The following is a 23,706-nucleotide window of genomic DNA, read 5'->3' as shown; positions in this document are numbered from 1 at the left end:
TATGGTTCGCAGCATTGGATCCAGTTAGGAAGGTCTCAGATGCCTCTGCCCGGATTGGTCGGCACCGACCACATCGGCTTCACCGTGCCCGACCTGGACCAGGCCCACGATTTCTTCGTCCGCGTCCTCGGGTGCACACACGTCTACACGCTGGGGCCCTACGCCCATGACGACGACTGGATGCAGACGCACCTCAACGTCCACCCGCGCACCGTCATGCGGGAACTGCGCTTCTACCGCTGCGGCACCGGCGCCAACTTCGAGGTGTTCCAGTACGAACCGGCCGACGGGCAGGCCGGCCAGCCACGCAACAGCGATATCGGCGGGCATCACCTGGCGTTCTACGTCCACGACATCGACGCCGGAGTCGAATACCTGCGCTCCGAGGGCATCCGGGTTCTCGGCGAACCGACGGTCAGCCGAAACGCCAGCGAAGGTCAGCGCTGGGTGTACTTTCTGAGCCCGTGGGGCATGCAGTTCGAACTGGTCAGCTTTCCCGGCGGCAAGGCCTACGAGGCCGATGCCGAGGTGCTGCTGTGGAATCCGAACCACCCGGCGGACTGAGATGACACAACCGCAGGTGCGCGACGGCGTCACCGGAGCCCGCGTCGCCGACGAACTTCGCGACGCGATCCTGCGCGGGGTTCATCCCCCTGGCACCCGATTGCGGCAGGAAGAACTGGCCTCGCAGTACGGCGCCAGCCGGGTTCCGGTGCGAGAAGCATTGCGCATCCTGGAATCCGAAGGGCTGATCACCACGGTGGCCAACGCCGGTGCGTGGATCGCCCGACTGAGCCTCGACGAATGTGTAGAGCTGTATCAGGTCCGCGAACGCATCGAACCCCTGCTGCTGCGTTACAGCTTGCCCATGTTGACCGAGCCGCAGATCGATCGGCTGGCCGAACTCGCCGAGATCATGCGGCACACCAGCGATGTCGAGACCTTCCTGGAATTGGACCGCGAGTTCCACCTCGGCAGTTATGCCGGCGCGGGCACCACCTTTCTGGGCCCGACCGTCGAGCGGTTGTGGAACACCACCCAGCACTACCGCCGCGCCTTCACGCGCCTGCTCGACGACGAGAGCAATCGCATCGTGCACGACGAACACCACATGCTGGTCGCGGCCATCCGTGAACGCGACTCCGACGACGCCGAACGCATCTGCCTCGGCCACATCCGCCGCACCCGGCGTCAATTGGCCCGTCACCCCCAACTTTTCGACTGATCACCCCCCCAGCGAACAGGAGCCACACATGGCGATCGAAACCGTCAACCCCACCACCGGCGAAACCGTCGAGACCTTTGAGCCGCACTCCGCAGACGTTGTACAGCAGCGCATCGCGCAGGCCTTCGAGGCCGCCCAGACACTGCGCGCCACCAGCTACGCCCAGCGCGCCGAATGGATGCACGCCTCGGCCGACATCCTCGAAGCCGACGTGGAGCGGGCCGCGGAGATGATCACCCTGGAGATGGGCAAGCCCATTGCGCAGTCGCGTGCCGAAGTGCTCAAGTGCGCCAAGAACATGCGGTTCTACGCCGACAACGCCGAATCCTTCCTCGGCGCCGAGGAATTGGCCGACCCCTCCTCGGTGAACGCCTCGGCCGCCGGCACGGTCTGGCAGCCACTCGGCGTGGTCTTGGCGGTGATGCCGTGGAACTACCCGCTGTGGCAGGTGATCCGGTTCGCCGCCCCCGCCCTGATGGCCGGCAACACCGGGCTGCTCAAGCACGCGTCCAACGTCCCGCAGTCCGCGTTGTACCTCGACGATCTCTTCGAGAAGGGCGGCTTCCCGGCCGGTTCGTTCCGCACCCTGCTCATCGGGTCCCGTGAGGTGGCCGCCGTGATCGAGGACAGCCGTGTCAAAGCCGTCACCCTCACCGGATCCGAACCGGCCGGCCGGTCGGTGGCGTCGACCGCCGGTCAGGAGATCAAGAAAGCCGTGCTCGAGCTCGGTGGCTCCGATCCGTTCATCGTGATGCCCAGCGCCGATCTCGAGGCGGCCGCGTCGACGGCGGTCAAGGCCCGCATCTCCAACAACGGCCAATCCTGCATCGCCGGAAAGCGTTTCATCGTTCATGCCGACGTGTACGACGCTTTCGTCCAGCAGTTCGTCGCCAAGATGAACGCTCTCAAGGTCGGAGACCCGATGGACGAGAGCACCGACGTCGGCCCACTGGCCACCGAGTCGGGCCGCAGCGACGTCGCCGAACTGGTGGACGACGCCGTGCTCAAGGGCGCCGAGGTGCTCGCCGGTGGCGGCGCACCCGACCGTCCGGGCTGGTTCTACAACCCGACCGTGCTGGCCGGCTTGACCGACGACATGCGGATCGTGCTGGAGGAGACCTTCGGGCCGGTAGCCTCGGTGTACAAGGTCGCAGACCGCGACGAGGCGGTCCGCGTGGCCAATCAGACGACCTTCGGGCTGAGCTCGGCGGTGTGGAGCAACGATGCGGCCGAACAAGATTGGTTCGTCGCCAATCTCGACGCCGGCGCGGTGTTCCTCAACGGTATGACGGTGTCGTACCCGGAGTTGCCGTTCGGCGGTATCAAGGATTCCGGCTACGGGCGCGAGTTGGCCGCCGCCGGCATCCGCGAGTTCTGCAACCTCAAGACGGTCTGGAAAGCCTGACCCCACTACCGCCCAAACCGACACACGGGCCCGAAAGTGTGAGAGCGAACGGGCATTTCGTCGGTTTGGGTGAGGGTCCTCACGGGGCCGCCGCCACCCCCACCGGCTCCCCGAAGGCAGGAATCACCTGGCCTTCGGGGTATGTCTCGATGATGAACTGCTCCACCGCGTCGGAGTTGTACAGCTCGAAGACCTTCTTGTACTCAGGCTTGTCGACGTCCTCGGTGCCCTTCGGCGTCGCCGTGTACCGGTATCACCATTGCACGCACGGCCCGCAGTGTCTCGAGGATGCGTGGTGCGGTGGGGTGTTCGACGGCGACGGCGCCACCGGGTTGCACCGTGGCCCGCAGCGCCAGCAGGGTCCCTTCGTACCCGCCGTTGGCCACGGTGACGGCCGCAGGGCTGTACGGCCAGGTGGCCGTGACGGCGTCGAGCAGCGCAGGGTCGACCGCGTCGGTGTCATGGTCGGCGCGCCGGCCGGCGGCTGCCGCGGCGAAGGCCGCCTCCAGCGGGGGTAGCAACCGGGGATCGGGCAGGTGCTCGTCGAGTGGGTAGTCCGACCACGGCCGGGTGTCGACCGCCGGTGCGGCGACGACGGTGCCACGCCTGCGGTCGGTGTGCACCCAGCCGCCGTGCCGCAGGTCGGTCCACGCGATCGACACGGTCGAGGGGCTGACGTTCAGGGCTTCGGCGACCCGGCGCACCGTGGCCAGGCGAGAGCCCTGCGCCAGTGCGCCGTCGCGGATCAAAGTTTGGACCGCCTTGGCTATTCCGCGTGAGCTCGGGTCGGTCACGGCGGCCGTGATCGCGGACAGCCCGTCATCGGAGTGGGTATCAGTGATCATCTTGGCCTCCCATCGACGTGTCGAACTGCTCGAAACTAACAACGGCGGCGCACCGTGGAAGCTGTTAAATCCAGCGTGCGCGGATCTCCTCGAAATGCACGATGACCATAGTTTTTGCGCGGCGTACGGCCGGCCCGCGGGTCCGCGGCCGGACTGGACAAACCAGGGTTTGACGGCCTCACCACCCTGGACAAACGAGGCTCTCGAACCGCTCGGCGGTCGCGAGCAGTGTGCCGTCGTCACCTTGGGGCGCCGATACCAGCAGTCCGGCTCCCGGCAGCGGCAGCGACACCCCGCAGGTGCCGAGGTAACTGAGCACCATCGTGGTGCGCAGGGTGCTGGCGTTGGCGGCGTCGTAGGCGGCGTCACTGGCGAGCAGGTCGGCGATGCGCGGCGGCTCGTGACGCACGGTCGGGCACAGAAGCAGCGCGCCTTGCAGGTCCGCTCGAAATCTTCTGCGCAGCTTCGGCATCGCGTGACGAACCAACTCAGCCGTGACGTCGGCGTTGCTCTGCGCCCGCCGCCAGGTGGCCGGTTCGACACCGGTGAGGCCGCCGTAAGCCGCATACGCTTCGGCACCGACGATCGTGCCGTGCTCATCCAACAGCCGCTGCGCCTCGTCCATGGCTGGTACCGCGCGCACACTCACCGCGATGCCGCTGTGCCGTAATCGGTCCACCGCCGCGTCGAACGCCGCCCGGACACCGGGAGTACAGTCGTCGGTCCATTCCCCGGCGGGGATCACCGCTCGGCGGACCGGCGCCCACGAGGGCCCTGGAACAATCAGCCCGTCGAGCAACCGGATCGTGGCCACCGCCCGTGCCAGCAGGCCGACGCAGTCCAGCGTCGGTGACAGCGCGTGAAAATCGTTGCGTCCATAACGTTCCCGACTGGCACGGTAGCCGACGCAGCCGGTGAACGCGGCCGGGATGCGCGCCGAGCCGGAGGTGTCGGTGCCGACCGCAACCGGCACCAGACCGGAGGCGACGGCCACGGCGGATCCGGATGACGACCCGCCCGGCACCAGCGTCGGGTTCACCGGATTGACCGGGGTGCCGAAGTGCCTGTTGATCCCGAGTCCGGAGAAGGCGAACTCGCTGAGGTTGGTCTTGCCCACCGTCACCATGCCGAGGTCGCGCAGCCGTCGTACCAGAGCACTGTCCCGGGTGGCGGCCGGCGAGTCGGCCCGCAGTGCCGACCCGCACGTGGTGACGGTGCCTGCGACGTCGAACAAGTCCTTCCACACCAGCGGCATCCCGTCCACGGGGCTCAACGACCGGCGCCGACGATCACTGGCCCGGGCTTCCTCCCGGGCGCGGTGGGCGGTGACGGCCAGCATGGTGGGCGTCGAGGCGCATTCGAGTGCGCGCTCGGTCGCCTCCTGCGCGGTGCATGTCTGCATTCCAGCACGGTAAAAGCGCTGGTCCCGACGGTCGATGGAGGATCCTCCAGCCGTAGGCGTCAAACAGTGTGCAGATCACCATGATGATCGGGCGTGGCCGGTCCGTTGAATGCGACCATGGAGACAACACGCAGTACCACCACCGTGGAGGTGCCGGCCGGCGCTGGGCGCGCCGTCCTGGTGCACCGCGGCGAACAGGTACGGGTGGTCGACGTCGAAGGCCGGCAGGTGGGCGACGTGTTCGCCTTCGCGGCCGAGGACGTCACCGAGCACCTGTCCTCGTCGCACACCCGCACCTCGGTCGGACGGCTGTTCCCCCGCATCGGTGAGCAGTTCGTGACCAACCGTCGCCGGCCCATTCTGACGTTGGCCGGCGACACCTCACCCGGGGTGCACGACATGTTGATCGCGGCCTGCGATTCCGCGCGCTACCGTGCGCTCGGCGCCACCGACCACCGGTCGTGTGCGGCCAATCTACGGGCTGCTCTGGCCGCGCTCGGCCTGTCGACCCCGGTGACACCTCAGCCGGTGAACGTCTTCATGAACATCCCGGTGGGCGCCGACGGCCAGCTGCGCTGGCTGCCCGCTGTGTCGCGCCCTGGTGACGCCATCACCTTCGAAGCGGCGATGGACTGCGTGGTGGTGGTGTCCGCGTGCCCGATGGATCTGAACGCCATCAACGGCGACCGCCCCACACCGCTGGTCATCGAAACCAACACCACTTCAAAGGAAATCTGATCATGCACACTGCACTCACCTCCCAGAAACTCGGCACCCTGGCGTTGACCAACCGCCTGGCCGTCGCGCCCATGACCCGCGTGTCCGCCACTGCGGACGGCGCCGCGACCGCCGAGATGGCCGACTACTACTCCGCTTTCGCCCGGGGCGGCTTCGGCCTGATCCTCACCGAGGGCACCTACACCGACACCACCCACAGCCAGGGCTACCTCAACCAGCCCGGCCTGGCCACCGAGGCGCACGTCGCGGCCTGGTGCCCGGTGACCGAAGCCGTTCACGCACAGGGTGTTCCGATCATCGCTCAGCTCATGCACGCCGGGGCGCTGTCGCAGGGCAACGGGTATGGCGACCACACCATCGCACCGTCGGCGATCACACCGCGCGGTGAGAAGCTCGAAGAGTACGGCGGCTCCGGCACCTGGCCGACGCCGCAGGCAATGACCGCCGACGACATCGACGACGTGGTGGCCGGTTTCGTGTCCGCGGCTGCTCGGGCGCGCCGTGCCGGCTTCGACGGTGTCGAGGTGCACGCCGCGAACGGCTATCTGCTGGACCAGTTCCTCACCGGCTACACCAACACCCGCGATGACGAGTACGGCGGCTGTGTGCAGAACCGGATCCGGCTGACTGCGCGGATTCTCCGCGAGATCCGAGCGGCGGAGCCGGATCTGGTGCTGGGGGTCCGGCTGTCGCAGACAAAGGTGAATGATTTCACCTACCGCTGGCCCGGCGGCGCCGCCGACGCCGAGATCATCTTCACCGCGCTGGCGGGCACCGGTGTCGACTATCTGCACATCGCCAGCGAGGGCCGCAATTTCATCGACACCGCCCGCCTCTCGGACGGACGCACGCTCACCGCGCTGGCCCGCGAGGTCAGTGGGTTGCCGGTGATGGCCAACGGCGGCATGCACGATCTGCGGCAGGCAGCCGAGGTACTCGACGATGGCCACGCCGATCTGCTGTCGTTGGGTCGTGGCGCGCTGGCCAACCCCGATCTGCCGCAGCGGATCGCCGGCGGCACCGAGTTGGACACGTTCGACCACGGGATGCTGTCCCCGATGGCCACGTTGGGCAACGCACGCTCCTGGCTGGCGAACCGGTGACCTGGCACGGGGGCTCCGCGGCAGTGGCCACCCTGACCTTCGATGTCGACGCCGAGACGCCGATTCTGGCGCAGGGCCGGCACTACGCCGACCATCTGATGACGATGTCGCACCAGTCCTACGGCCCGGACGTCGGGGTGCCCCGCATCCTCGACATGCTCGACGAACTCGAGGTTCCGGCAACATTCTTCGTGCCGGGCTGGGTGGCCGAGCACCGGCCCGGGCTGGCGGCTTCGATTGTGGAGCGTGGTCACGAGGTAGCTCACCACTCCTACAGTCACCGCTCGCCGGTCACCATGACCGCTTCGCAGGAGCGCGCCGATTTCGCCCGCGCCATGGATGTCTTCGCCGCTCAGGGTATCGAGATCAGCGGCCACCGGGCGGCGCTGTGGGGCGCCAGCCGGCAGACACCGGAGCTCATCGCCGAGTTCGGTCTGACCTACGACTCCTCGCTGATGGGTGACGACCGTCCGTACCGCATCGCCACCGGCAGTTCACCGATTGTGGAACTGCCGGTGCACTGGTCGCTCGACGACTGGGAGCAATATGCCTACCTGCCGGATCCGCACATCGGCGCGGTGATCGAGTCACCGGTGAAGGTCGCCGAGATGTGGCGCGCCGAGCTGGACGCCATGCGCCGCTATCGGTGCCTGTTCAACCTCTGTGTGCATCCGTTCCTGTCGGGCCGTCCCAGCCGGCTCATGGCGCTGCGAGGGTTGATCGAGCATGCCCAGGAGCTCGGCGATGTCCACTTCGCCCGGTGCCGCGACCTGGCCCGGGACGTCAACGGCGACAGCATGATCCAGCCCCGCGTCTTGACGCGTCCGCCCGCCTCGCCGGAGGTGTACCCCGACTAGGCCAGGGTGTCCGCCTCGAGCGCGAGGAACAGGTCCACCCGGTCCTCGAGTCGGGTGACGTCGCGCCCGGCCAGCTCCCCGATCCGCGCCAAGCGGTTACGCAGGGTGTTGACGTGGACGAACAGTTCGGCTGCCGTGGTGGCGAACTGGCCGTCGTTGCTCAGGAACGCCCGCAGGGTGCGTTCCAGTTCCGTGCCGTACTGCTGATCGTGGGCGCGCAGCGGACCCAGGATGTCGTCGGCGAAGCGCCGCAGCACGCTGCGGTCGTGCAGACCCAGCAGCATCCGGTAGGTGCTGACGTCGGCGAAGGTCCCGACCCGCGAGGCGCTGTCGCGGCGGTGCAGGACGTGGCACACCTCCCGAGAACTGATCAGGGGCTCCCGCAACGCCGTCGAATCCGGGGCCAGCGCGCCGACTCCGACGACGGCGCGGTCGTCGGGGAAACGAGCGGTCACCGCGTCGACGAGCCGGCGGCACAGCGCGACGACGTCGGCGCTGGTGGTATTCCACGGGAACACGGCCACGGTGTCCTGGCTGCCGGCCACCACCACAGCGGGGATGCCCCGGCCGCGGAAAAACGCCTCGATCTCGTCTGTGGACCCGGGCGGGCGCACCGGCCCGTCGCCGACCACGATGGCGATCACCGCCAGTTGTGCGTTCGGATCGATACCGAAGGCGCGCAACCGATCCCGCACGTCAGCAGCCCGGGCCGCGCCGGAGAGCACCATCTCCAGCAGTTCACTGGCAAAGCGCGACTCGATGGCCTGCAGGGCCTGCTGCTTGGTGACCTCCAGGCTCAGGAACCGCGCCGCCTGCTCGACGGCCGCCCGCTCGGCGTCGCTGATCTGGGCCAGCGGCCGCAGACAGAACACCCCGGCATCGATGTCACCCATGGCCCCCTCCACCAGGAACACCGCCGACGGCCCGACTCCGGGCAGGTCCGCCTCCAACGGCGGGGGCCGCCGCGCCAACGCGTCGGCGGCCCGACGGTCGATCTCGGGATCAACCCCGTCGCCGGCCAGGCGACGGCCCAGCCGGTCGATCACCAGCAGCGGCAGATCGTGCTCGCGGCGCAGGACGTCCAGTACGCCTTCGGCTCCCCCGCCGCGGGCGATCGACAGTGCCAGCGCGTCACCGCGGCGTACCAGCTTGGCCAATGCGTCCTGGCGCGCCGCCCCCTGGATCCGTGCGGCGGCTTCGGTGATGGCCGTGAACGGCACCGCGACCGACAGGGCGACCAGCGGCAGTCCGGCGCCGGCGCAGGCGTCGACCAGATCCGTTGGTGCGCTCGGATTCTGTTCTGTGAGACCGAAGATCAGCCCACCGGCGCGGGCGCGTTGTAGCGCGGCGACAAAACCGGCCGCGGTGGTGGTGTCGCGCCACAGGCCGTTGGTCAGCACCACTTCCGAAGCGCGGATGTACGGCGACGGGTCAGGCAGTTCGGTGTTGTGCAGCCACAGCACCTCCCGGTCGAGCGCCCCCGCGGGCCCGGAGACCTCCACCTCGAGCTCCAGTGCGGATTCGGCAAGCAAGGCACTCAGACTCAACATGGCTGTATCTACATCCATTCACATCCGCTGATGATGGATCTTTATACACTGCTCGGCCGCCGGCGGCGGTGTTTCGATGGTGCAAGTCACACTCGTGAGGAGAACCTGATGTCAACCAGTCCCGCCGATATCGCGCATGACGAGTCGCACAAGGATGCCGCCGTGCCGTTCGACGCCCACGGTATCGAACCCATTCCCGATGACAGCCGCGACTGTTCGCCGTGGGAGTTGTTCTGGATCTGGTCCGGCGCCAACATCGCGCCGATCAACTGGGTGCTCGGTGCGCTCGGAATCACGTTGGGCCTGAGCCTGATCGAGACGCTCATCGTCGTCGCCGCGGGAAACCTGCTCGGGTGCGCCGTCTTCGGGGTGTTCAACGTGATCGGTCACCGGACGGCGGTGAACCAGATGGTGCTCGGACGTGCACCGTTCGGCCGCTTCGGCGCCGTGGTTCCCGGCGTCGTGCAGTTCTTCCTCACGATGGGCTGGGTGGGCGTCAACACCTGGGTGGTACTCGATCTGGTGTTGGCGATGCTCGCGGAGGTCGGCGTCACGGGCGGAGTCTGGCTGGATTTCGTGGTGGCCGCCGGCATCATGGCAATACAACTCGGTCTGGCGCTGTATGGCTTCTACGCCATCCGCAGCTTCGAGAAGTACACCGTCCCGGCCACCGTGCTGGTGATGGCGGCGATGACCGTGCTGGCCATCGCCACCACCGATGTCAACTGGTCGCCGGCGGGTGCGGCGCTGGAGTCAGGTGAGAAGTTCACGGCCATCACTCAATTGCTCACGGCCATCGGCATCGGCTGGGGCCTGACCTGGATTCCCTACGCGTCCGACTACAGCCGGTTCGTCCGCAAGTCCGCCTCCGCGCGGACAGTGTTCTGGTCGTCGTCGCTGGGTATGTACATCCCGACGGTGTGGCTGGCTGCCCTGGGCGCCTGCCTGGCGAGTGCGGGCAGCGGTAGCGATCCCTCCACGCTGGTGGTCAGCACGTTCGGTGTGATGGCAATCCCGGTGTTGCTGTTGCTGATTCACGGCCCCATCGCCACCAACATCCTCAACCTCTACTCATGCTCGCTGGCGGCGCTGTCCATCGGGGTGCGGGCGGCCCGGTGGAAGGTGACGCTGGTGGCCGGGGCGGTGGCCTCCGGTGTGCTCGCGGTGTTCGTCAACGCCGACAGCTTCGCGCATGCCTTCGACAACTGGATGGTGTCCATCCTGGTGTGGATCAGCCCTTGGGCGGCCATCATGCTCGTCGACTATCTGGTGATCCGGCGCGGCGCCCTCGACGTCGATTCGCTTTACGGCGCCGAGCACGGCAGGTACAACGCTGCCGGCTTGATCAGCCTGGCGGCGGGGATCGTCGCGGGTTGGTCATGGCAGTACGGCCTGGTGCCGGCCATGCAGGGCCCGCTGGCGATCGCGCTGGGCAACTCCGACTTCTCCTGGCTGTCCGGCAGTGTCGTCGCCGGCGGGCTGTACTACCTGCTGGCCCGTAAGGTGCGGGCATGAAGGAACTTCCGAGCGTCGTCAGCGCCACCGAGCTGTCAAACAGCTTTCTGGGTAGGGTGATCGAGATCTGCTTCGTCACCGCCGATCATCGGCGCACCATGGAGGGCCTGGTGCGCCTCGGGATCGGGCCGTGGCGGGTGTACACCTTCGACTCGGCCACGGTCACCGACCGCACCTATTGCGGCGAGGCCGCCGACTTCGCGATCAAGGTGTGCTTCGCCGACGTCGGCGACATGGCATTCGAGATCATGCAGCCGCTCTACGGGCCGTCGATATTCCAGCAGTTCCTCGACACCCACGGCGAGGGCATCCAGCACATCGCGTTCGACTGCGACGAGAAGCCGTGGGAGCAGCGCCTTGGTGAGTTCACCGGGCGCGGCTTCCCGCTGGTGCAGTCCGGGAGGTTCATGGACGCCAACGCGTTCGCGTTCTTCGACACCGAGGAGGCGACGGGCACGGTGTTCGAAACCTATTCGATTCCTGCGGGTTTCGTGTGGCCGGAACCCGAGGAGTGGTATCCCGCTCCCCCACCCGAGGGCCAGGCGCCGCCGGTGCGGGCGCAGCGGGGATGAACCCGTTACCGGGCCGACAGGACGGCCCGGTAACGAACATCGCCTGCTCGAACCCGAGCGATCGCCCGATTGATCTCAGGCATGGGGAAGGACTCGATCACCGGCCGCACTCCGGTCCGGGCAGCGAAGTCGAGCATCTGGGCGGTCTCCTCACGAGACGCCACCAACCCGCCGGCGAGTTTCTTCTCGGAGAACACCAGGGACATGGAATCGATCTGCATCGGCTTCTGCGGATTACCCACCACGATCAGCGTGCCCTGCGGTTTCAATGCGGCCAGGTATTCATCCCACGGGATGTCCGCAGTCACTGTGCTGATGAGGTAATCGAATGTCTCTGCAGCATTGGACAATTCAGTGGTGCCGCGGGTGACGATGTAGTGGTGGGCGCCCAGTTCGGCGGCATCATCACGCTTGTCGGGCGTGGACGAGATGGCGGTGACCTCACATCCCCAGGCCCGGGCGAACTGGATTGCCAGATGGCCGAGCCCGCCGATCCCCACGATGCCGAGGTGGTCGGCGGGTGTGATGCCGTGCCGGATGAACGGGGCGAACGCGGTGGCGCCCGCGCACATCAGCGGGCCCGCGACCTCGAGGTCGATGGCCTCGGGAAGCGGGTAGACGAAGCGCCAGTCGCCGGCCCGCACGGACGAGGCGAAGCCGCCCCGGTCGCCGCGATGGGCCATGCCGTCCCGCCGGGCGCAGAGCTGCTGACGGCCGGACAGGCAGTACCGACAGCTCATGCACGAGCCCGCAACGGCGCCCACCACCACACGCTGCCCCACTGACAGCCGCTCGGTGTCGACCTGCGAACCGACGGCAGTCACGATGCCCGCCACCTCGTGTCCGGCAACCGCCGGACCGGCAGAGCCGTGGTCGATGACGCCGAGATCTGTATGGCAGATCCCGCAGTAGGCGACCTCGACGTCGACCTCGAGCGGTCCGCGTTCGCCGGCGTCGTAGGTGTAGGGGGCGAGTTGAGCACCGGGGGCGTAAGCGGCGTAGGCACTGACTTCATATGACGTTGTCATATGAATGACGGTAGCACCTCAGATGACGCTGTCACATAAGATGGGTGCTCATGAGTCGCGCCGAGTCAGCCGCCGCCACGCGCCGAGCCCTGCTGAACGAGGCCGCCGCGTTACTCGACAGCGGCGGCCCCGAGGCCGTGACGCTGCGTGAAGTGGGTGCCCGTGCGGGTGTCACCCGCGGCGCTCCCTACGGGCATTTCGCCGACAAGGGCCGGCTGTTGACGGCGGTCGCCGCCATGGGCTGGGATCGTGTGGCCGACGAGATGCATGCGCTGCGTGGGCAACAGCTCGCCGCTGCGGACAGACTGCGAGCCGCGGTTCATGTCCTGATCGACCTCAATCGCCGGCAGCCCCATCTGTATCAGCTGATGTTCACCCCACCGGCGGGCGATCCGGGCGCGGTGATCGAGGGAGCGCAACGCCTTTGCGACGAATTCCACGCCCTCGCCGCGGACATCGCCGGTGAACACAACGCCGACCGCTACGCCGCCATCCTGTTGACCGGAGCGCACGGCGTGGCCGGCCTGGAATCCAGCGGCCTACTCGGGACGGACAGTCTGCGAACCAGCGCCGAGAACCTCATCGACATCTACATCGCGCTCCTCACCGAGGAGCGCCCGCATGCACGAATGTGAACTCAAGGCACGCCAACCCGCGATCAGCGTGCAACAACTCCACAGCCACGAGCCGGCGCCCGACGGGTCCTAGTACTCGTTGGCGACGAACAACTCCTGGGCCGGGAACTTCGTGAGGATCACCGGGCCGTCGTCGGTGACCACCACTTCCTCCTCGATCCGCGCGGCGGAGGTCCCATCGGAGGCCGGGCAATAGGTCTCCATCGCAAAGACCATGCCCGCCTGGATCTCCAGCGGATTCTCTAACGAGTTCAACCGCGAGATGATCGGCCGCTCATGCAGACCCAAACCCAACCCGTGGGCGAACTGCAGCCCGAACGCGGCCATCTCGTTCTCGAACCCGAAATCCTCGGCCTTGGGTAACAACCGCGCAATCTGGTCCGAGCCAACCCCGGGCCGGATCGCCTCGATGGAGCGATCCATCCATTCCCGTGCGGTCTTGTAGGCATCACGCTGGCTCTGCGTGGCCGACCCCACCCCGAAGGTGCGGTAGTAGCAGGTGCGATACCCGTTGTAGGAATGGATGATATCGAAGAATGCCTGATCACCCGGGCGGATGATGCGGTCGGTGAAGTTGTGCGGATGCGGATTGCACCGCTCACCGGAGATCGCGTTGACGGCCTCCACCTGATCCGAGCCCAGCTCATAGAGCCGCTTGTTGGCCAAAGCGACGATCTCGTTTTCCCGCACACCGGGTTTGAGCACATCCACGATGTCCTGGTACACCCCGTCGACCATCGCGGCCGCCTGGTTGAGCAACATGATCTCGTCCTGCGACTTGATCACCCGGGCATCGAGCATGCTCTGCTGGGCATCCACCACCGTCAGGCCCTGGCGCTGCATCTCGAACAGGAACGGCGGCTCCACGATGTCCATGCCCACCGGGGCATCGGCCACCCCGGCCTCCACCAGAAGCGCCTTGATCTCGGTCACCGCATCGCGCATCAGCCCGGCTTCCGGGGCCACCGCACCACGGAACCCGAGGAACCCGGCCCGCCAGTTCTCCTGCGGCAACCACGGCGAGTACAGCTTGTGATGCCGCACCGCCGAGCCGAAATCCCACAGGATCGGGTCCCGGTCGCGGGTCAGCAGGCAGTACCGAATCATCTTGTCGCCCAGTGCCCCACCGATCCACGTCTGGGTGGTGTAGCGGATGTTGTAGAAATCGAACAGCAGGAATGCCCCGCAACCGCTGGCTTCCAACGCCGCCTTGGCCCGCCCGATGCGGTAGTCCCGCAACCGGGCGAAATCCACCCGCTCCTCGTAGTCGACGCCCATGTGACCGGGCGCGCCCAGCGGCCGCACAGCGCTCACGTGTGCACCGGAGGGGTCAGGCCGTCGTCGACGGCGACGTTCTCGGACTCCAGTTCGATACCGGCGCCGCGGGCCACCTCCAGCAGCAGCGTGGCGAAGTCCTCCTCGACACCCACTCCGGCACCGGCGGCCTGGGCGATGATCTGCCGGGTGGCCGAGGCGATCGGCATCGGCGACTTGAGCTTGTAGGCGGCCTCCAGCCCCAGGTCGAAGTCCTTCTGCAACAGCTCCATGGTGAAGGTCGGGCTGAAATCGAGGTTGACGAACGCCGGCGACTTGTATTGCGTGAAGGTCGATCCCATCACCGAGTCGTTCAGGAAGGCCAGGAAATCGGCGCGGTTGACGCCGCCCTTCTCCACCAGCACGGTGATCTCGGCCAGGCACTGGGTCACCACACCGAGCATCAGGTTGTGCGCGATCTTGACCAACCGGGCCACCTCACCCTCACCGACATAGGTGACGCTGCGACCGAAGACGTTGAGCACCGGCTCGACCGACTCGAATACCTCACGTGGGCCGGACACCGCGACGGTGAGTTTGCCCGCCGCAATGACTTTCGGGTTGCCGCTGACCGGCGTCGCCAGGAAATCACAGCCACGGGAATTGGCCGCCTCCCGGATCTTCGCGCTCGCCTCGGCCGAGACCGTGGACGAGTCGGCGATCACCCGCGGGGAGGAGGGCCCTGTCAGCAGACCGTTTTCCCCGAGCATCACCTGCTCGAGATCGTTGGACGAGGACACCATGGCGAACACCAGGTCGCGGTCGGCGAGATCAACCGGCTGCGTGACGACCTTGGCGCCCTTCTCGGCCAGCGCCGCTGCTTTGGAGGCGGTGCGGTTGTACACCGTCACGTCGTAGCCGGCGTCGAGGAGCCGGGTGACGAGCTGGGCACCCATCCGGCCCGCGCCGATCCAGCCGATCTTGAGGGTTGAGGCAGACATTCTCTTTTTCCTTTTCTATCTATGCCGTCGGTTGGGTTGCGGGAGCGGCAGGTGCCTGCACCGCCCCGCCGAAGTAGAGGTCGGCGATTTCCGGGTTGTTCAGGACCGACGAGGCCGGCCCTGTCAGCAACACCCGGCCGCTTTCCATGACGATGCCGGAAGACGCCATCCGCAGGCCGAACCGGACGTTCTGTTCCACCATCAGGACGGCCTTGCCGCTGGCCCGCATGATGGCCACCGCTTCGTCGATCACGGTGAGCGACTTGGGATCCAGCCCCAGTGACGGTTCGTCGAGCAGGACCAGTTTGGGGTCGAGCATCAGCGAGCGGGCGAACTCCACCATGCGCCGCTGACCGCCGGAGAGGTTGCCGCAGCGCACTCCGGTCTTGTCCTGCACCAGCGGGAACATGCCGAGCACCTCGTCGTAGCGTCGCTTGACCAGTGCCCGCTGCCTGCGGATCACGTAGGCGCCCATCAGGATGTTCTCCTTAACGGTGAGCGTCGGGAACAACCCGTTGCTCTGCGGCACCTGGGTGACGCCGCATTCGAGAACCTGGTCGGGTGCCAGACCGGTGATGTTCTTCCCGTCGAGGGTGATGCGGCCCGCGCTGGGCTTGAGGATACCGCTGACAGCCCGCAGCACGGTGGACTTGCCCGCCCCGTTGGGGCCGACGATACAGCCGAGTTCCCCCGGGCCGACCTCGAGGTCCACCCCCTGCAGGACGTTGCCGCCGCCGTAGCCGGCGACCACTCCTTCGAGTTTGATCATGCTGGATTTCCTTCCACCACCGCGATTTTGGAACCCTTCGAGGGCGCCTCGAGTAGGTAGTCATCGCCGAGGTAGGCGTCGAGCACCAAGGGATCCTTCTGGATCTGCTCGGGCGAGCCTTGCGAGATCACCGCGCCGCGGGCCAGCACCCGGATCGGGTCGCACAGCCCGACGACGAACGGCATGTTGTGTTCGACGAGCAGGAACGTCTTGCCGTCGGCGTTGAGTTGCCGGATCAGGTCGCCCATCCGCTCGATCAGGGTGGGGTTGATACCGCCGGCGGGCTCATCGAGCAGGATCAGCTTCGGATCGAGCATCAGCACCTGAGCCAGTTCGACCAGCTTCTGCTGCCCGTAGGACAGCGCACCGGCATGGGCATCCCGGTAGGCGGTCATACCGACGAACTCCAGGAGTTCTGATGCGCGTGCGGCTTCCGAGCCGCTGACGGCCCCGAGGCCCAGCTGAGGCACCGAGAAGTTCCGCAGCGGCGCGACGACGTTCTCCAGCACCGTCATCTCCCGGAACAGCCGGGTGATCTGGAAGGTGCGGCCGAGCCCGCGGTGTGCCCGCGACCACGGGGAGATGTTGTCGATGCGTTCGCCGCCCAGCAGGATCTCCCCCTTGTCGGGCGCCATGGTGCCCGAGATCAGGTTGAACACCGTGGTCTTGCCGGAGCCATTGGGACCGATGAGCGCGGTGATCGAGCCCTCGGGGACGGTGAAGCTGCAGTCGTTGACGGCGTGGTTGCCGCCGAAACTCTTGTGCAGACCGCGGACCTCGAGCAGGGTCTTGCCGGTCGGTTCGGGCCTACGGATCTCGGTGCGTACCAGCGGGCGGTCCAGCGGGTTGAGCCGCGCGCCCGAAAGACCCACGGTGCCTTTGGTTCTGGCTTTCTCTATCAGGGATGCCGCGGTGGGCAGGATTCCCTTGGGCAGCAGGATCACCAGCAGCACCAGCAGCCCGCCGAACAGCACCAGGCGGGCGTTACCGCCGCCGAAGGCCTGGTTCGCGTAGATGTTGACCGGCTGGATGATGAAGGCGCCCAACACCGGCCCCCACAGCGTGCCACGGCCGCCGAGGATCACGGCGAGCACGATCAGCGCGCTGGTGATGATGGAGAACATGCCGATGGGGTCGACGAACGACAGGTAGTAGCCGTACACGGAACCGGCCATGCCGACGAACAGTGCGGACAGGCCGAAGGCCAGCAGCTTGTAGACGGGGGCGTTGACGCCGATGGTGCCTGCCTTGCCCTCGTCCTCGCGAATGGCGATCAGGCCCATGCCGAATTTGGTGCGACGGATCCACCACGTCATCCCCAGCGAGGCGGCCAGCAGCGCGACCAGCGAGAGGTGGAAGGGCCAGTTGCCCCACGCCTCCGGCCAATCCGGCAGTGGCAGTGTCAGACCCGCGGTGCCGTTGGTGACGGGCACCCATTCGATGGCCACGAACTGGATGAGGAACAGGAAGGCCACGGTGATGATGACGAATGCCGGGCCGCGCGAGCGGTAGGTGACCAGACCGAGCAGCATCGCTATGACGGCGGCCACCACGCCGGCGATCGGTGCCCACAGCAGCGGTTCCACATCGGGGAACCGGGTGGCCAGGATGGCGCCCACGTAGGCGCCGATCCCGATGAACGCGCCCTGGCTCAACGACAGGTAGCCGGTGAAGCCGGTGATGACGTTGAGGCCGCTGGCACCGATGGCCAGCACCAGCGACAGGATGACGATGTTCTGGGCAGACATGCTGGGCGACAACGGGAACAGCAGGACCACCACCGCGGCGACGGCGATCAGGCCGCGCGAACCCCACTTGTGCAGCTTGGGGTCCAGAAGACGCTCTTTCATGCCACCGCATCCTCTCGAAGTCGGGTGCCCATGAGACCCTGCGGGCGGGTGATCAGCACGATGATGATGACCAGGAACGGCACCGCCACCGGCCACGCGGCTCCGACGTAGGCGGTGGCCGCCATCTCGCCGATACCGATCACCAGCGCCCCGAGGACGGCACCGGGCAGGCTACCGAGGCCGCCGAGCACCACGATGGCCAGCAGACGGGCGATCCACTGGTAGTGGGTGCCCGGCAGGAACGGGTAGATGGTGGACAACATGGCACCGCCGGCGCCCAGGGTGGAAACGCCGATGGCGAAGGTGAGCGCGGCGATGGTCGCGACGCTCACCCCCACCAGCAGCGCGCCGTTCTCGTTGGACGAGGCCGCCCGGATCGCCCGTCCCGCCCAGGTGTGGTTGAGCAGCAGGTACAGCCCGCCCATCACCGCGACCGCGATGACCGCGGCGATGAGCATGGCCTGCGGGACGTAGATCGAACCGAGTGACAGTGATGCGTCGGTGTAGGACACGACCACCGTGGACGAGGTGTTGCCCCAGATGAACCCCATGATTCCCTCGAGCATCAGCGCGATCCCGAAGGTGGCCAGCACCGTCATGGTGACGTGTGCGCCCCGAACGTGCCGGATCACCAGAATGTAAACCAGCCAACCGAATCCGAACATCACGACCATGACGATCGGGATGGACAGCAACGGGTCCAGGCCGAGCTGGCGCCACAGGGTGTACGTGAGGAACGCCGCGAGCACGGCGAACGCACCGTGGGCGAGGTTGATCACCCGCATGACCCCGAAGATCAGGGTCAGGCCGGACGCCATCAGCGCGTACAGCGCGCCGACGAGCAGGCCCAGGATGAGCGTTTGGACGAGGGAAGTCATGGGATCAGATGTCCCCGCCGCGCCAGCGGAAGATCTTGTCCGAGGTGGCCACGTCGGTGGGCAGCACCACCTGAGACACACCCGCCTGCCACTGGCCGACCAGGAAGTCCCCCTTCGGGCTGCCGTCTTCGTTCCAGCTCAAGGTGCCCAGCAGCGTGTCAACGCTGTTGCCGTGCAACCAGTCCGCCAGTGCGGTCTGGTCGTCGATCGATCCCACGGCCTCAACCGCAGCGGCCAACACCTGACCGGCGGCAAAACCGTCGGCGGCATCCTCCGGCGGGCTCTGCCCGAACTTCTCCTCGAAGCGCTTGACGAAATCGGCGTTCTGGGGGGTGTCCGACAGCGGGCTGTAGCTCGATGAGAAGAACACGCCCTCGGCGTTGTCGGCGCCGACCGCGTCGAGGTACTGCTTGCCGTAGGTGGGTGAGCTGCTCTGGTACAGGATCGCGGGCTGGTAGTTGGCCCGGTTCATCGACCGGATCATGTTGACCCCGTCCTCGAATTGTGCGCCTTGGACCACGATTTCAGCTCCGGCGTCACGCATGGCGTTGACCACCGAGTCGAAGTTCTTGGTGGTGGCGGGGTACTGGTCCTTGTACACGGTCTGGATTCCGGCGGCCGAGAGGATCTTCTCGGCGCCTTCGACGACGGGTCCGGCGAACGGATCGTCGAGCGAGGGGTAGGCGGCGGTCTTGGGCCGCTGCTCGGGGGGCAGCGCCGCGATCCAGTTGGCGAACACCTTGGCCTGGTCGGTGGCGATGGCCTGCTGCGAGAAGAAGATGTACTTGAAACCGCGGTTGAACATGTCCGGCGATCCGCACGACGGGCAGACGAAGAGCATCTTGTTCTTCTCGGCGATGGCCGAGGCCGGGATGTTCAGCAGTGAGGACTGGCTGCCGAGCAGCAGGTTCACCTTGTCCTGTGCGATCAGGTTGTTGTAGTTGCTGACCGCGGTCTCCTGTTGGGTGGCGTCGTCCTTGATGACGATCTCCACCTGCTTGCCGAGCAGACCGCCGGCCTCGTTGGTCATCTCGACCCAGGTCTCGTACCCACGCTGGGTGTCGAGGCCGCCTTGGCTGAACTCACCGGTCAGCGGCAGTGAAGCGCCGATCTTGATGGTGTCGCCGTCGCTGTTGCTGTCGGCGGAACAGCCGGTCGCAGCGAGCGCGATCGCGGCAGCCGCCGCGATCGCGCGAAAAGCAGTGGTCACGCGCATGTATGTCCAACCTCTCTGTCAGACCGATTGCCCCGACGAGCTCAGATTGTTGTGTAGCTCACTTGCAATCGATTGCAGTGAATCGTCACACAGCTCGGCGACGGGTGTCAACACTTTCCCATCGGAGCATTTCCGCATCGGCACGGCGCGGCGGCGGGTTTCGAGCGGCGTGCCAACACATCAAGAAGAAAAGGTTCCGGCGCCCGCACTGGCCGTCTATAGTCAGCCGCAATCGATTGCAGATGCATTGAGCCCACGACGGAGTGCACATGACGACGCTTCACCCGGACACGGCTGCCCCGCGTTCCCGGCCCGGACCTCTGGAACGAACGGTGTGGGGGGCGTTCATCGACGGCGCTTTCGTTCCGGTGGACGGCGCGGACACCTTCGACGTGATCGAGCCGTCCACGGCCCAACCGCTGGCCCGCGTCGTGTCGGCCGACGACGCCCTGGTGGACCGGGCCGTCCAGTCGGCCCGCGCTGCCCTGCCGGCCTGGCGGGACCTGTCGGGACGGCAGCGCGGTGCGTACCTCAAGCAGGTCGCCGACCGGATCCGCGCGCACGCCGACGAACTGGGCGAGCTGGTGTCGCGGGAGAACGGCAAGCCCAAGCGCGATGCCCTGGCCAATGACGTGGCGTTCAGCTCGAACTGTTTCGACTTCTTCGCCGGCCTCGGAGACAGCCTGCCCGGAGAGATCATCGACCAGGGACCGATCGAGACCCGGGTGCTGTACGAGCCGTACGGCGTGGTCGCGTGCATCCTCCCGTTCAACTGGCCACCCATTCACTTCGCCAAGAAGGGCGCCCCGGCGCTGATCGCCGGCAACACCGTGGTGATCAAACCAGGTGAGCAGGCACCACTGACCGTGCTCCGGCTCGTCGAGATCGCCAACGAGGTGCTCCCGCCCGGGGTACTCAACGCCGTTCCCGGCCTGACGGCCGGTGCGGCGCTGGCCGGCCACCCGAAGGTGGAACGCATCAGCTTCACCGGCGCGACAGCCACCGGCCGGCGGGTGCTGGAGACTGCCGCGCAGAACCTCACCTACGCCACCATGGAACTGGGCGGCAAGAACGCCCTGATGGTGTTCCCGGACGCCGATCTGGAACTCGCGGTCACCGTGTCGATCGAGGCGATGTTCTACAACCAGGGCGAGGCGTGCACCTCGACCGCACGAATCCTGGTGCACGACGCGGTGTACGACGAGTTCCTGGAGAAATTCACCGCGGCCGCCACCGCGCTGGTGGTCGGTGACGGGCTGGACCCACACACCGATATCGGCCCCATGGTCGACGCCAGGCAACGTGACCGCGTACTGGCCTATCTGCAGACCGCACTCGACGAAGGAGCGAGGATCGTCGCGCAGGGCACAGTACCGACAGAGCCGCCCTATGCCGACGGCTACTGGGTGCCGCCGACCGTGCTGGCCGATGTCACCCCGGATTCGACTGTGGGACAGGAAGAGATCTTCGGCCCCATCGCCCTCATCATGAGGTACTCCACGCTGGACGAGGCCGTCGAGATCGCCAACGGCACCGCCTACGGGTTGACCGCGGCGATGATCACCCGCGACGAGGCCGCTGCCTGGCAGGTGGCGCAACGGCTCGAAGCCGGCATGGTCTTTGTCAACAACTACATGCGGCGGTCTTTCCTCGGCTCCCCGTTCGGTGGGGTGAAGGGCAGCGGTTTCGGCCGGGAGAACGCGCCCGAAACCCTGCACGAGTTCGTCCGCTCCAAGGCGGTGCGGTTCCGCTCCGGCCGTGGAGAGGTTCCGGTATGGCCGCCTAGATGATCCTGGAACAAGCGCGATGATCCTGGAACACCGGCGTTGATCCTGATCCTCGCTGCGTTCGTGTCGATGATCGACCGGTCGGTGATGCCCCCGCTGGTCCCCGTCATCGCCGACGATCTGGGCGCCGACCTCGAGGCGATCGGTCATTCGCTGACGGTGTACGCCGTGGCATATGCGGCGTTCCAGCTGTTCTGGAGCACACTGGCCGCCCGGTACGGCAAGGTCCGGATCCTGGTCGTTTCGACGGCATTGGGCGGATCGGCCAATCTTGCAACGGCTTTCGTTCATGACGCGCTGGCCTACAGCGTTGCCCGCGGAGTGGCGGGCGCCATGTTCTCGGCCACCATCACCACCGTGCTGATCTACTACGGCGACACCCTGGCCATGAAACAGCGGGCGATGGCGAATGCCAATCTTGCCGCGGCCATCTCCGTCGGACTCGCCACCGGGACCGTCGGCGCCGGCGCCATCGCCCAATGGTTGGGCTGGCGTTGGGTTTACGTCGCGATCGCGGTCTTCTCGTTTGCGCTTGTTGCCGCGCTTCCCCGGCTGGCGGACGCCACCGGCGGCACCCGGGAACCGCTGCTACCGTCGCTGCGCCGGCTCGCGGCCAACCGCTGGGCGGTCAGCATCCTGGTGTTCACCATCGTCGAAGGCGTGCTGCTGATCGGGGTGTTCAACTACCTGGCGGTGGCATTGCAGGCGACGGGTGCCACCGTGTTGGTCGCCGGGGTGGCGACCGCGATGTTCGGTGCCGCCGTGGTGGTGATCAGCCAACTGATGAGGCTGATCCTGGGCCATTGGCCGGCCTGGGTGCTGATGCTGGTGGCGGGCGTCGCGATCGTAGGCGCGTACATCGCAGTGGCCGTGGACATCTCGCTGGGTACCGTGCTGGCGGCCGCCCTACTCCTGGGCCTGGCCTGGGCGTCAGGGCACACCACCATGCAGACGTGGATGACCGACGCGGCCGCCGACAGCCGCGCCATCGGGATGTCGTTCTTCTCCATCGCATTGTTTGTCGGGGCCTCGATGGGGGCGGCGGTCGGCAATGTCGCTTCGGGCGCACATCGATTCGAGGTCCTGTTCGCCGTCACCACGGTGGTGGCCATTGCCTATGCCGTGGTGACCACGGTGGCACGCGCCCGCTACGTGGTGCGCGAGTAGCTCAGTTCGCCGAAGCGGCCCTCGAGGCCGTCCAGCTCGGGGGCGGGCAGGAACCGGCGGCGCAACCCGACCAGGGTGCCCAGCGCGGCCGCGTCGACGCTGCCGTCGGTGATCAGCCCGCGGGCCGGATCCTTGAGCACCGCCACGTGCTCTGCGGCCGCCGCCTGGTCGAGCGACAGCAACCGGGCAGCGGATTCGGTTGCCTGCTGGTCCAATTCACCCGCGGAGATACGGCCCGCGGTGTCGATCAGCGCCGCCACCATCCGTTCGACGGCCGCTGCGCCCGGCGCCTCACGCAGGCGCGCCACCACCATGCCCAGGTACGGGCCCAACCGGGTGACATCGGCCAGCAGTGTGCATCCCTGCGCTCGAGCGGCCAACTCGTTACCGGCGTTGAGCACCGTGCCATCACAGTCCCCGGCCTGCAATGCCCTGGCGCGTGTGGGCGTCGATCCCAGGGTGACGACCTCGACGTCGGTGCGGGACAATCCAAGTGCTTCGAGCAGCGCGTACCCGACGAACGCGAATCCCGAGGTGGGCACGTCGACTCCGAAGCGGCCACCGACCAGCTCGGCGGGGTCCGTGACGCCCGGGCGCACCCCCAGACACAACCCGAGACCCCGGTCCAGACCCGCCACGATCTCGACATCGAGCAACTCGCCCAACGGGTTTGCGGGCAGGAAGCGGTACGCCAGCACGTTGTCCGGGCTGGTGAACACGGCATCGTAGTCGCCGGCGCGCAGCGAGGTGAACTGCGCCGGCGAGGACGCGACGGGCACGTCGTGCACCTGCACACCGGCGTCGGCCAACCGGCCGCTGGAGCGGGCGACGTCGAGTAGCACCGACGGGCTGAAGACACCGAGATTGATCTGATCCATTGACCTGCAATCGATTGTAGTGATGCTTGGC

General features: G+C 67.0%; 22 protein-coding genes. 11 read left to right on the top strand and 11 right to left on the bottom strand.

Annotation, left to right across the window (positions count from 1 at the left end; translation table 11 throughout):
* The first annotated feature begins 39 nt into the window (after nt 1-39).
* The 3 genes from NL241_RS04600 to NL241_RS04590 are packed head-to-tail and all read left to right on the top strand — an operon-like array spanning nt 40 to nt 2,630.
* Complete coding sequence (locus tag NL241_RS04600; RefSeq protein WP_487697324.1) at nt 40-564, top strand: VOC family protein; 525 nt, start codon at nt 40-42, stop codon at nt 562-564.
* Between the two features lies 1 nt (nt 565).
* Entirely contained in the window at nt 566-1,225 is a 660-nt protein-coding gene (locus NL241_RS04595; protein WP_494396896.1) for a GntR family transcriptional regulator, read from the top strand.
* 28 nt (nt 1,226-1,253) lie between these two features.
* Nucleotides 1,254-2,630, top strand: coding sequence for an NADP-dependent succinic semialdehyde dehydrogenase (locus tag NL241_RS04590; protein WP_487697327.1), 1,377 nt, complete (start codon nt 1,254-1,256; stop codon nt 2,628-2,630).
* Nucleotides 2,631-2,833: 203 nt separating this feature from the next.
* On the opposite strand, the gene NL241_RS04585 is transcribed toward NL241_RS04590, so the two are convergent.
* Nucleotides 2,834-3,475 (bottom strand): GntR family transcriptional regulator, encoded by a 642-nt coding sequence (locus NL241_RS04585; RefSeq protein ID WP_494396895.1) that lies wholly within the window; start codon nt 3,473-3,475, stop codon nt 2,834-2,836.
* Nucleotides 3,476-3,653: 178 nt separating this feature from the next.
* Nucleotides 3,654-4,877, bottom strand: a complete 1,224-nt coding sequence (locus NL241_RS04580; RefSeq protein ID WP_494396894.1) for an amidase family protein — start codon at nt 4,875-4,877, stop codon at nt 3,654-3,656.
* Nucleotides 4,878-4,994: 117 nt separating this feature from the next.
* Here NL241_RS04580 and NL241_RS04575 point away from each other — a divergent pair, with 117 nt between their 5' ends.
* The 3 genes from NL241_RS04575 to NL241_RS04565 are packed head-to-tail and all read left to right on the top strand — an operon-like array spanning nt 4,995 to nt 7,575.
* Nucleotides 4,995-5,615 carry a DUF1989 domain-containing protein gene (locus NL241_RS04575; RefSeq protein WP_494396893.1) on the top strand — a complete coding sequence of 207 codons (621 nt, stop codon included), beginning with the start codon at nt 4,995-4,997 and terminating at the stop codon, nt 5,613-5,615.
* Nucleotides 5,616-5,617: 2 nt separating this feature from the next.
* The gene (locus NL241_RS04570; RefSeq protein WP_494396892.1) at nt 5,618-6,718 is read left to right on the top strand and encodes an NADH:flavin oxidoreductase; all 1,101 of its coding nucleotides are present in this window, start codon (nt 5,618-5,620) and stop codon (nt 6,716-6,718) included.
* Entirely contained in the window at nt 6,715-7,575 is an 861-nt protein-coding gene (locus NL241_RS04565) for a polysaccharide deacetylase family protein (RefSeq protein WP_494396891.1), read from the top strand. Before NL241_RS04570 ends, NL241_RS04565 begins: the two co-directional genes overlap by 4 nt.
* On the opposite strand, the gene NL241_RS04560 is transcribed toward NL241_RS04565, so the two are convergent.
* Nucleotides 7,572-9,125, bottom strand: coding sequence for a PucR family transcriptional regulator (locus tag NL241_RS04560; protein WP_494396890.1), 1,554 nt, complete (start codon nt 9,123-9,125; stop codon nt 7,572-7,574). The genes NL241_RS04565 and NL241_RS04560 overlap by 4 nt on opposite strands.
* Nucleotides 9,126-9,233: 108 nt before the next feature.
* Between NL241_RS04560 and NL241_RS04555 the strand changes: the two genes are divergently transcribed.
* Together NL241_RS04555 and NL241_RS04550 are read left to right on the top strand one after the other, a co-directional pair.
* Nucleotides 9,234-10,640, top strand: a complete 1,407-nt coding sequence (locus NL241_RS04555; RefSeq protein ID WP_494396889.1) for a cytosine permease — start codon at nt 9,234-9,236, stop codon at nt 10,638-10,640.
* Nucleotides 10,637-11,212 (top strand): VOC family protein, encoded by a 576-nt coding sequence (locus NL241_RS04550; protein ID WP_494396888.1) that lies wholly within the window; start codon nt 10,637-10,639, stop codon nt 11,210-11,212. Before NL241_RS04555 ends, NL241_RS04550 begins: the two co-directional genes overlap by 4 nt.
* A 5-nt stretch (nt 11,213-11,217) precedes the next feature.
* Here the strand turns inward: NL241_RS04550 and NL241_RS04545 are convergent, their stop codons facing one another.
* Nucleotides 11,218-12,240, bottom strand: coding sequence for an NAD(P)-dependent alcohol dehydrogenase (locus tag NL241_RS04545; RefSeq protein ID WP_494396887.1), 1,023 nt, complete (start codon nt 12,238-12,240; stop codon nt 11,218-11,220).
* Nucleotides 12,241-12,290: 50 nt separating this feature from the next.
* On the opposite strand from NL241_RS04545, the gene NL241_RS04540 reads away from it, so the two are divergent.
* On the top strand, nt 12,291-12,875 hold the full coding sequence (locus NL241_RS04540) for a TetR/AcrR family transcriptional regulator (protein WP_494396886.1): 585 nt from the start codon (nt 12,291-12,293) through the stop codon (nt 12,873-12,875).
* Nucleotides 12,876-12,944: 69 nt separating this feature from the next.
* Here the strand turns inward: NL241_RS04540 and NL241_RS04535 are convergent, their stop codons facing one another.
* Genes NL241_RS04535 through NL241_RS04510 form a run of 6 tightly spaced genes read right to left on the bottom strand, consistent with a single transcriptional unit; the run spans nt 12,945 to nt 19,843 of the window.
* On the bottom strand, nt 12,945-14,189 hold the full coding sequence (locus NL241_RS04535) for a M24 family metallopeptidase (protein ID WP_494396885.1): 1,245 nt from the start codon (nt 14,187-14,189) through the stop codon (nt 12,945-12,947).
* A complete protein-coding gene (locus tag NL241_RS04530; RefSeq protein ID WP_487696298.1) occupies nt 14,186-15,130 on the bottom strand; it encodes an NAD(P)-dependent oxidoreductase in 945 nt (314 codons plus the stop codon). The genes NL241_RS04535 and NL241_RS04530 overlap by 4 nt, the downstream gene beginning before the upstream one ends.
* Before the next feature lie 19 nt (nt 15,131-15,149).
* On the bottom strand, nt 15,150-15,899 hold the full coding sequence (locus NL241_RS04525) for an ABC transporter ATP-binding protein (protein WP_487696297.1): 750 nt from the start codon (nt 15,897-15,899) through the stop codon (nt 15,150-15,152).
* Nucleotides 15,896-17,749, bottom strand: a complete 1,854-nt coding sequence (locus NL241_RS04520; RefSeq protein WP_487696296.1) for a branched-chain amino acid ABC transporter ATP-binding protein/permease — start codon at nt 17,747-17,749, stop codon at nt 15,896-15,898. The genes NL241_RS04525 and NL241_RS04520 overlap by 4 nt, the downstream gene beginning before the upstream one ends.
* The gene (locus NL241_RS04515) at nt 17,746-18,627 is read right to left on the bottom strand and encodes a branched-chain amino acid ABC transporter permease (protein ID WP_487696295.1); all 882 of its coding nucleotides are present in this window, start codon (nt 18,625-18,627) and stop codon (nt 17,746-17,748) included. The genes NL241_RS04520 and NL241_RS04515 overlap by 4 nt, the downstream gene beginning before the upstream one ends.
* Before the next feature lie 4 nt (nt 18,628-18,631).
* Entirely contained in the window at nt 18,632-19,843 is a 1,212-nt protein-coding gene (locus NL241_RS04510) for an amino acid ABC transporter substrate-binding protein (RefSeq protein WP_487696294.1), read from the bottom strand.
* A gap of 269 nt (nt 19,844-20,112) precedes the next feature.
* On the opposite strand from NL241_RS04510, the gene NL241_RS04505 reads away from it, so the two are divergent.
* A complete protein-coding gene (locus NL241_RS04505) occupies nt 20,113-21,633 on the top strand; it encodes an aldehyde dehydrogenase family protein (RefSeq protein ID WP_487696293.1) in 1,521 nt (506 codons plus the stop codon).
* 36 nt (nt 21,634-21,669) lie between these two features.
* Nucleotides 21,670-22,797 (top strand): MFS transporter, encoded by a 1,128-nt coding sequence (locus NL241_RS04500; protein ID WP_494396884.1) that lies wholly within the window; start codon nt 21,670-21,672, stop codon nt 22,795-22,797.
* Here the strand turns inward: NL241_RS04500 and NL241_RS04495 are convergent.
* Nucleotides 22,779-23,675 carry an ABC transporter substrate-binding protein gene (locus NL241_RS04495; protein ID WP_494396883.1) on the bottom strand — a complete coding sequence of 299 codons (897 nt, stop codon included), beginning with the start codon at nt 23,673-23,675 and terminating at the stop codon, nt 22,779-22,781. The two genes, NL241_RS04500 and NL241_RS04495, sit on opposite strands and share 19 nt — an antisense overlap.
* Nucleotides 23,676-23,706 lie beyond the last annotated feature (31 nt).

It is taken from the genome of Mycolicibacterium sp. SMGY-1XX, assembly GCF_059132455.1.
This window is presented reverse-complemented; position numbering and strand designations above follow the sequence as displayed.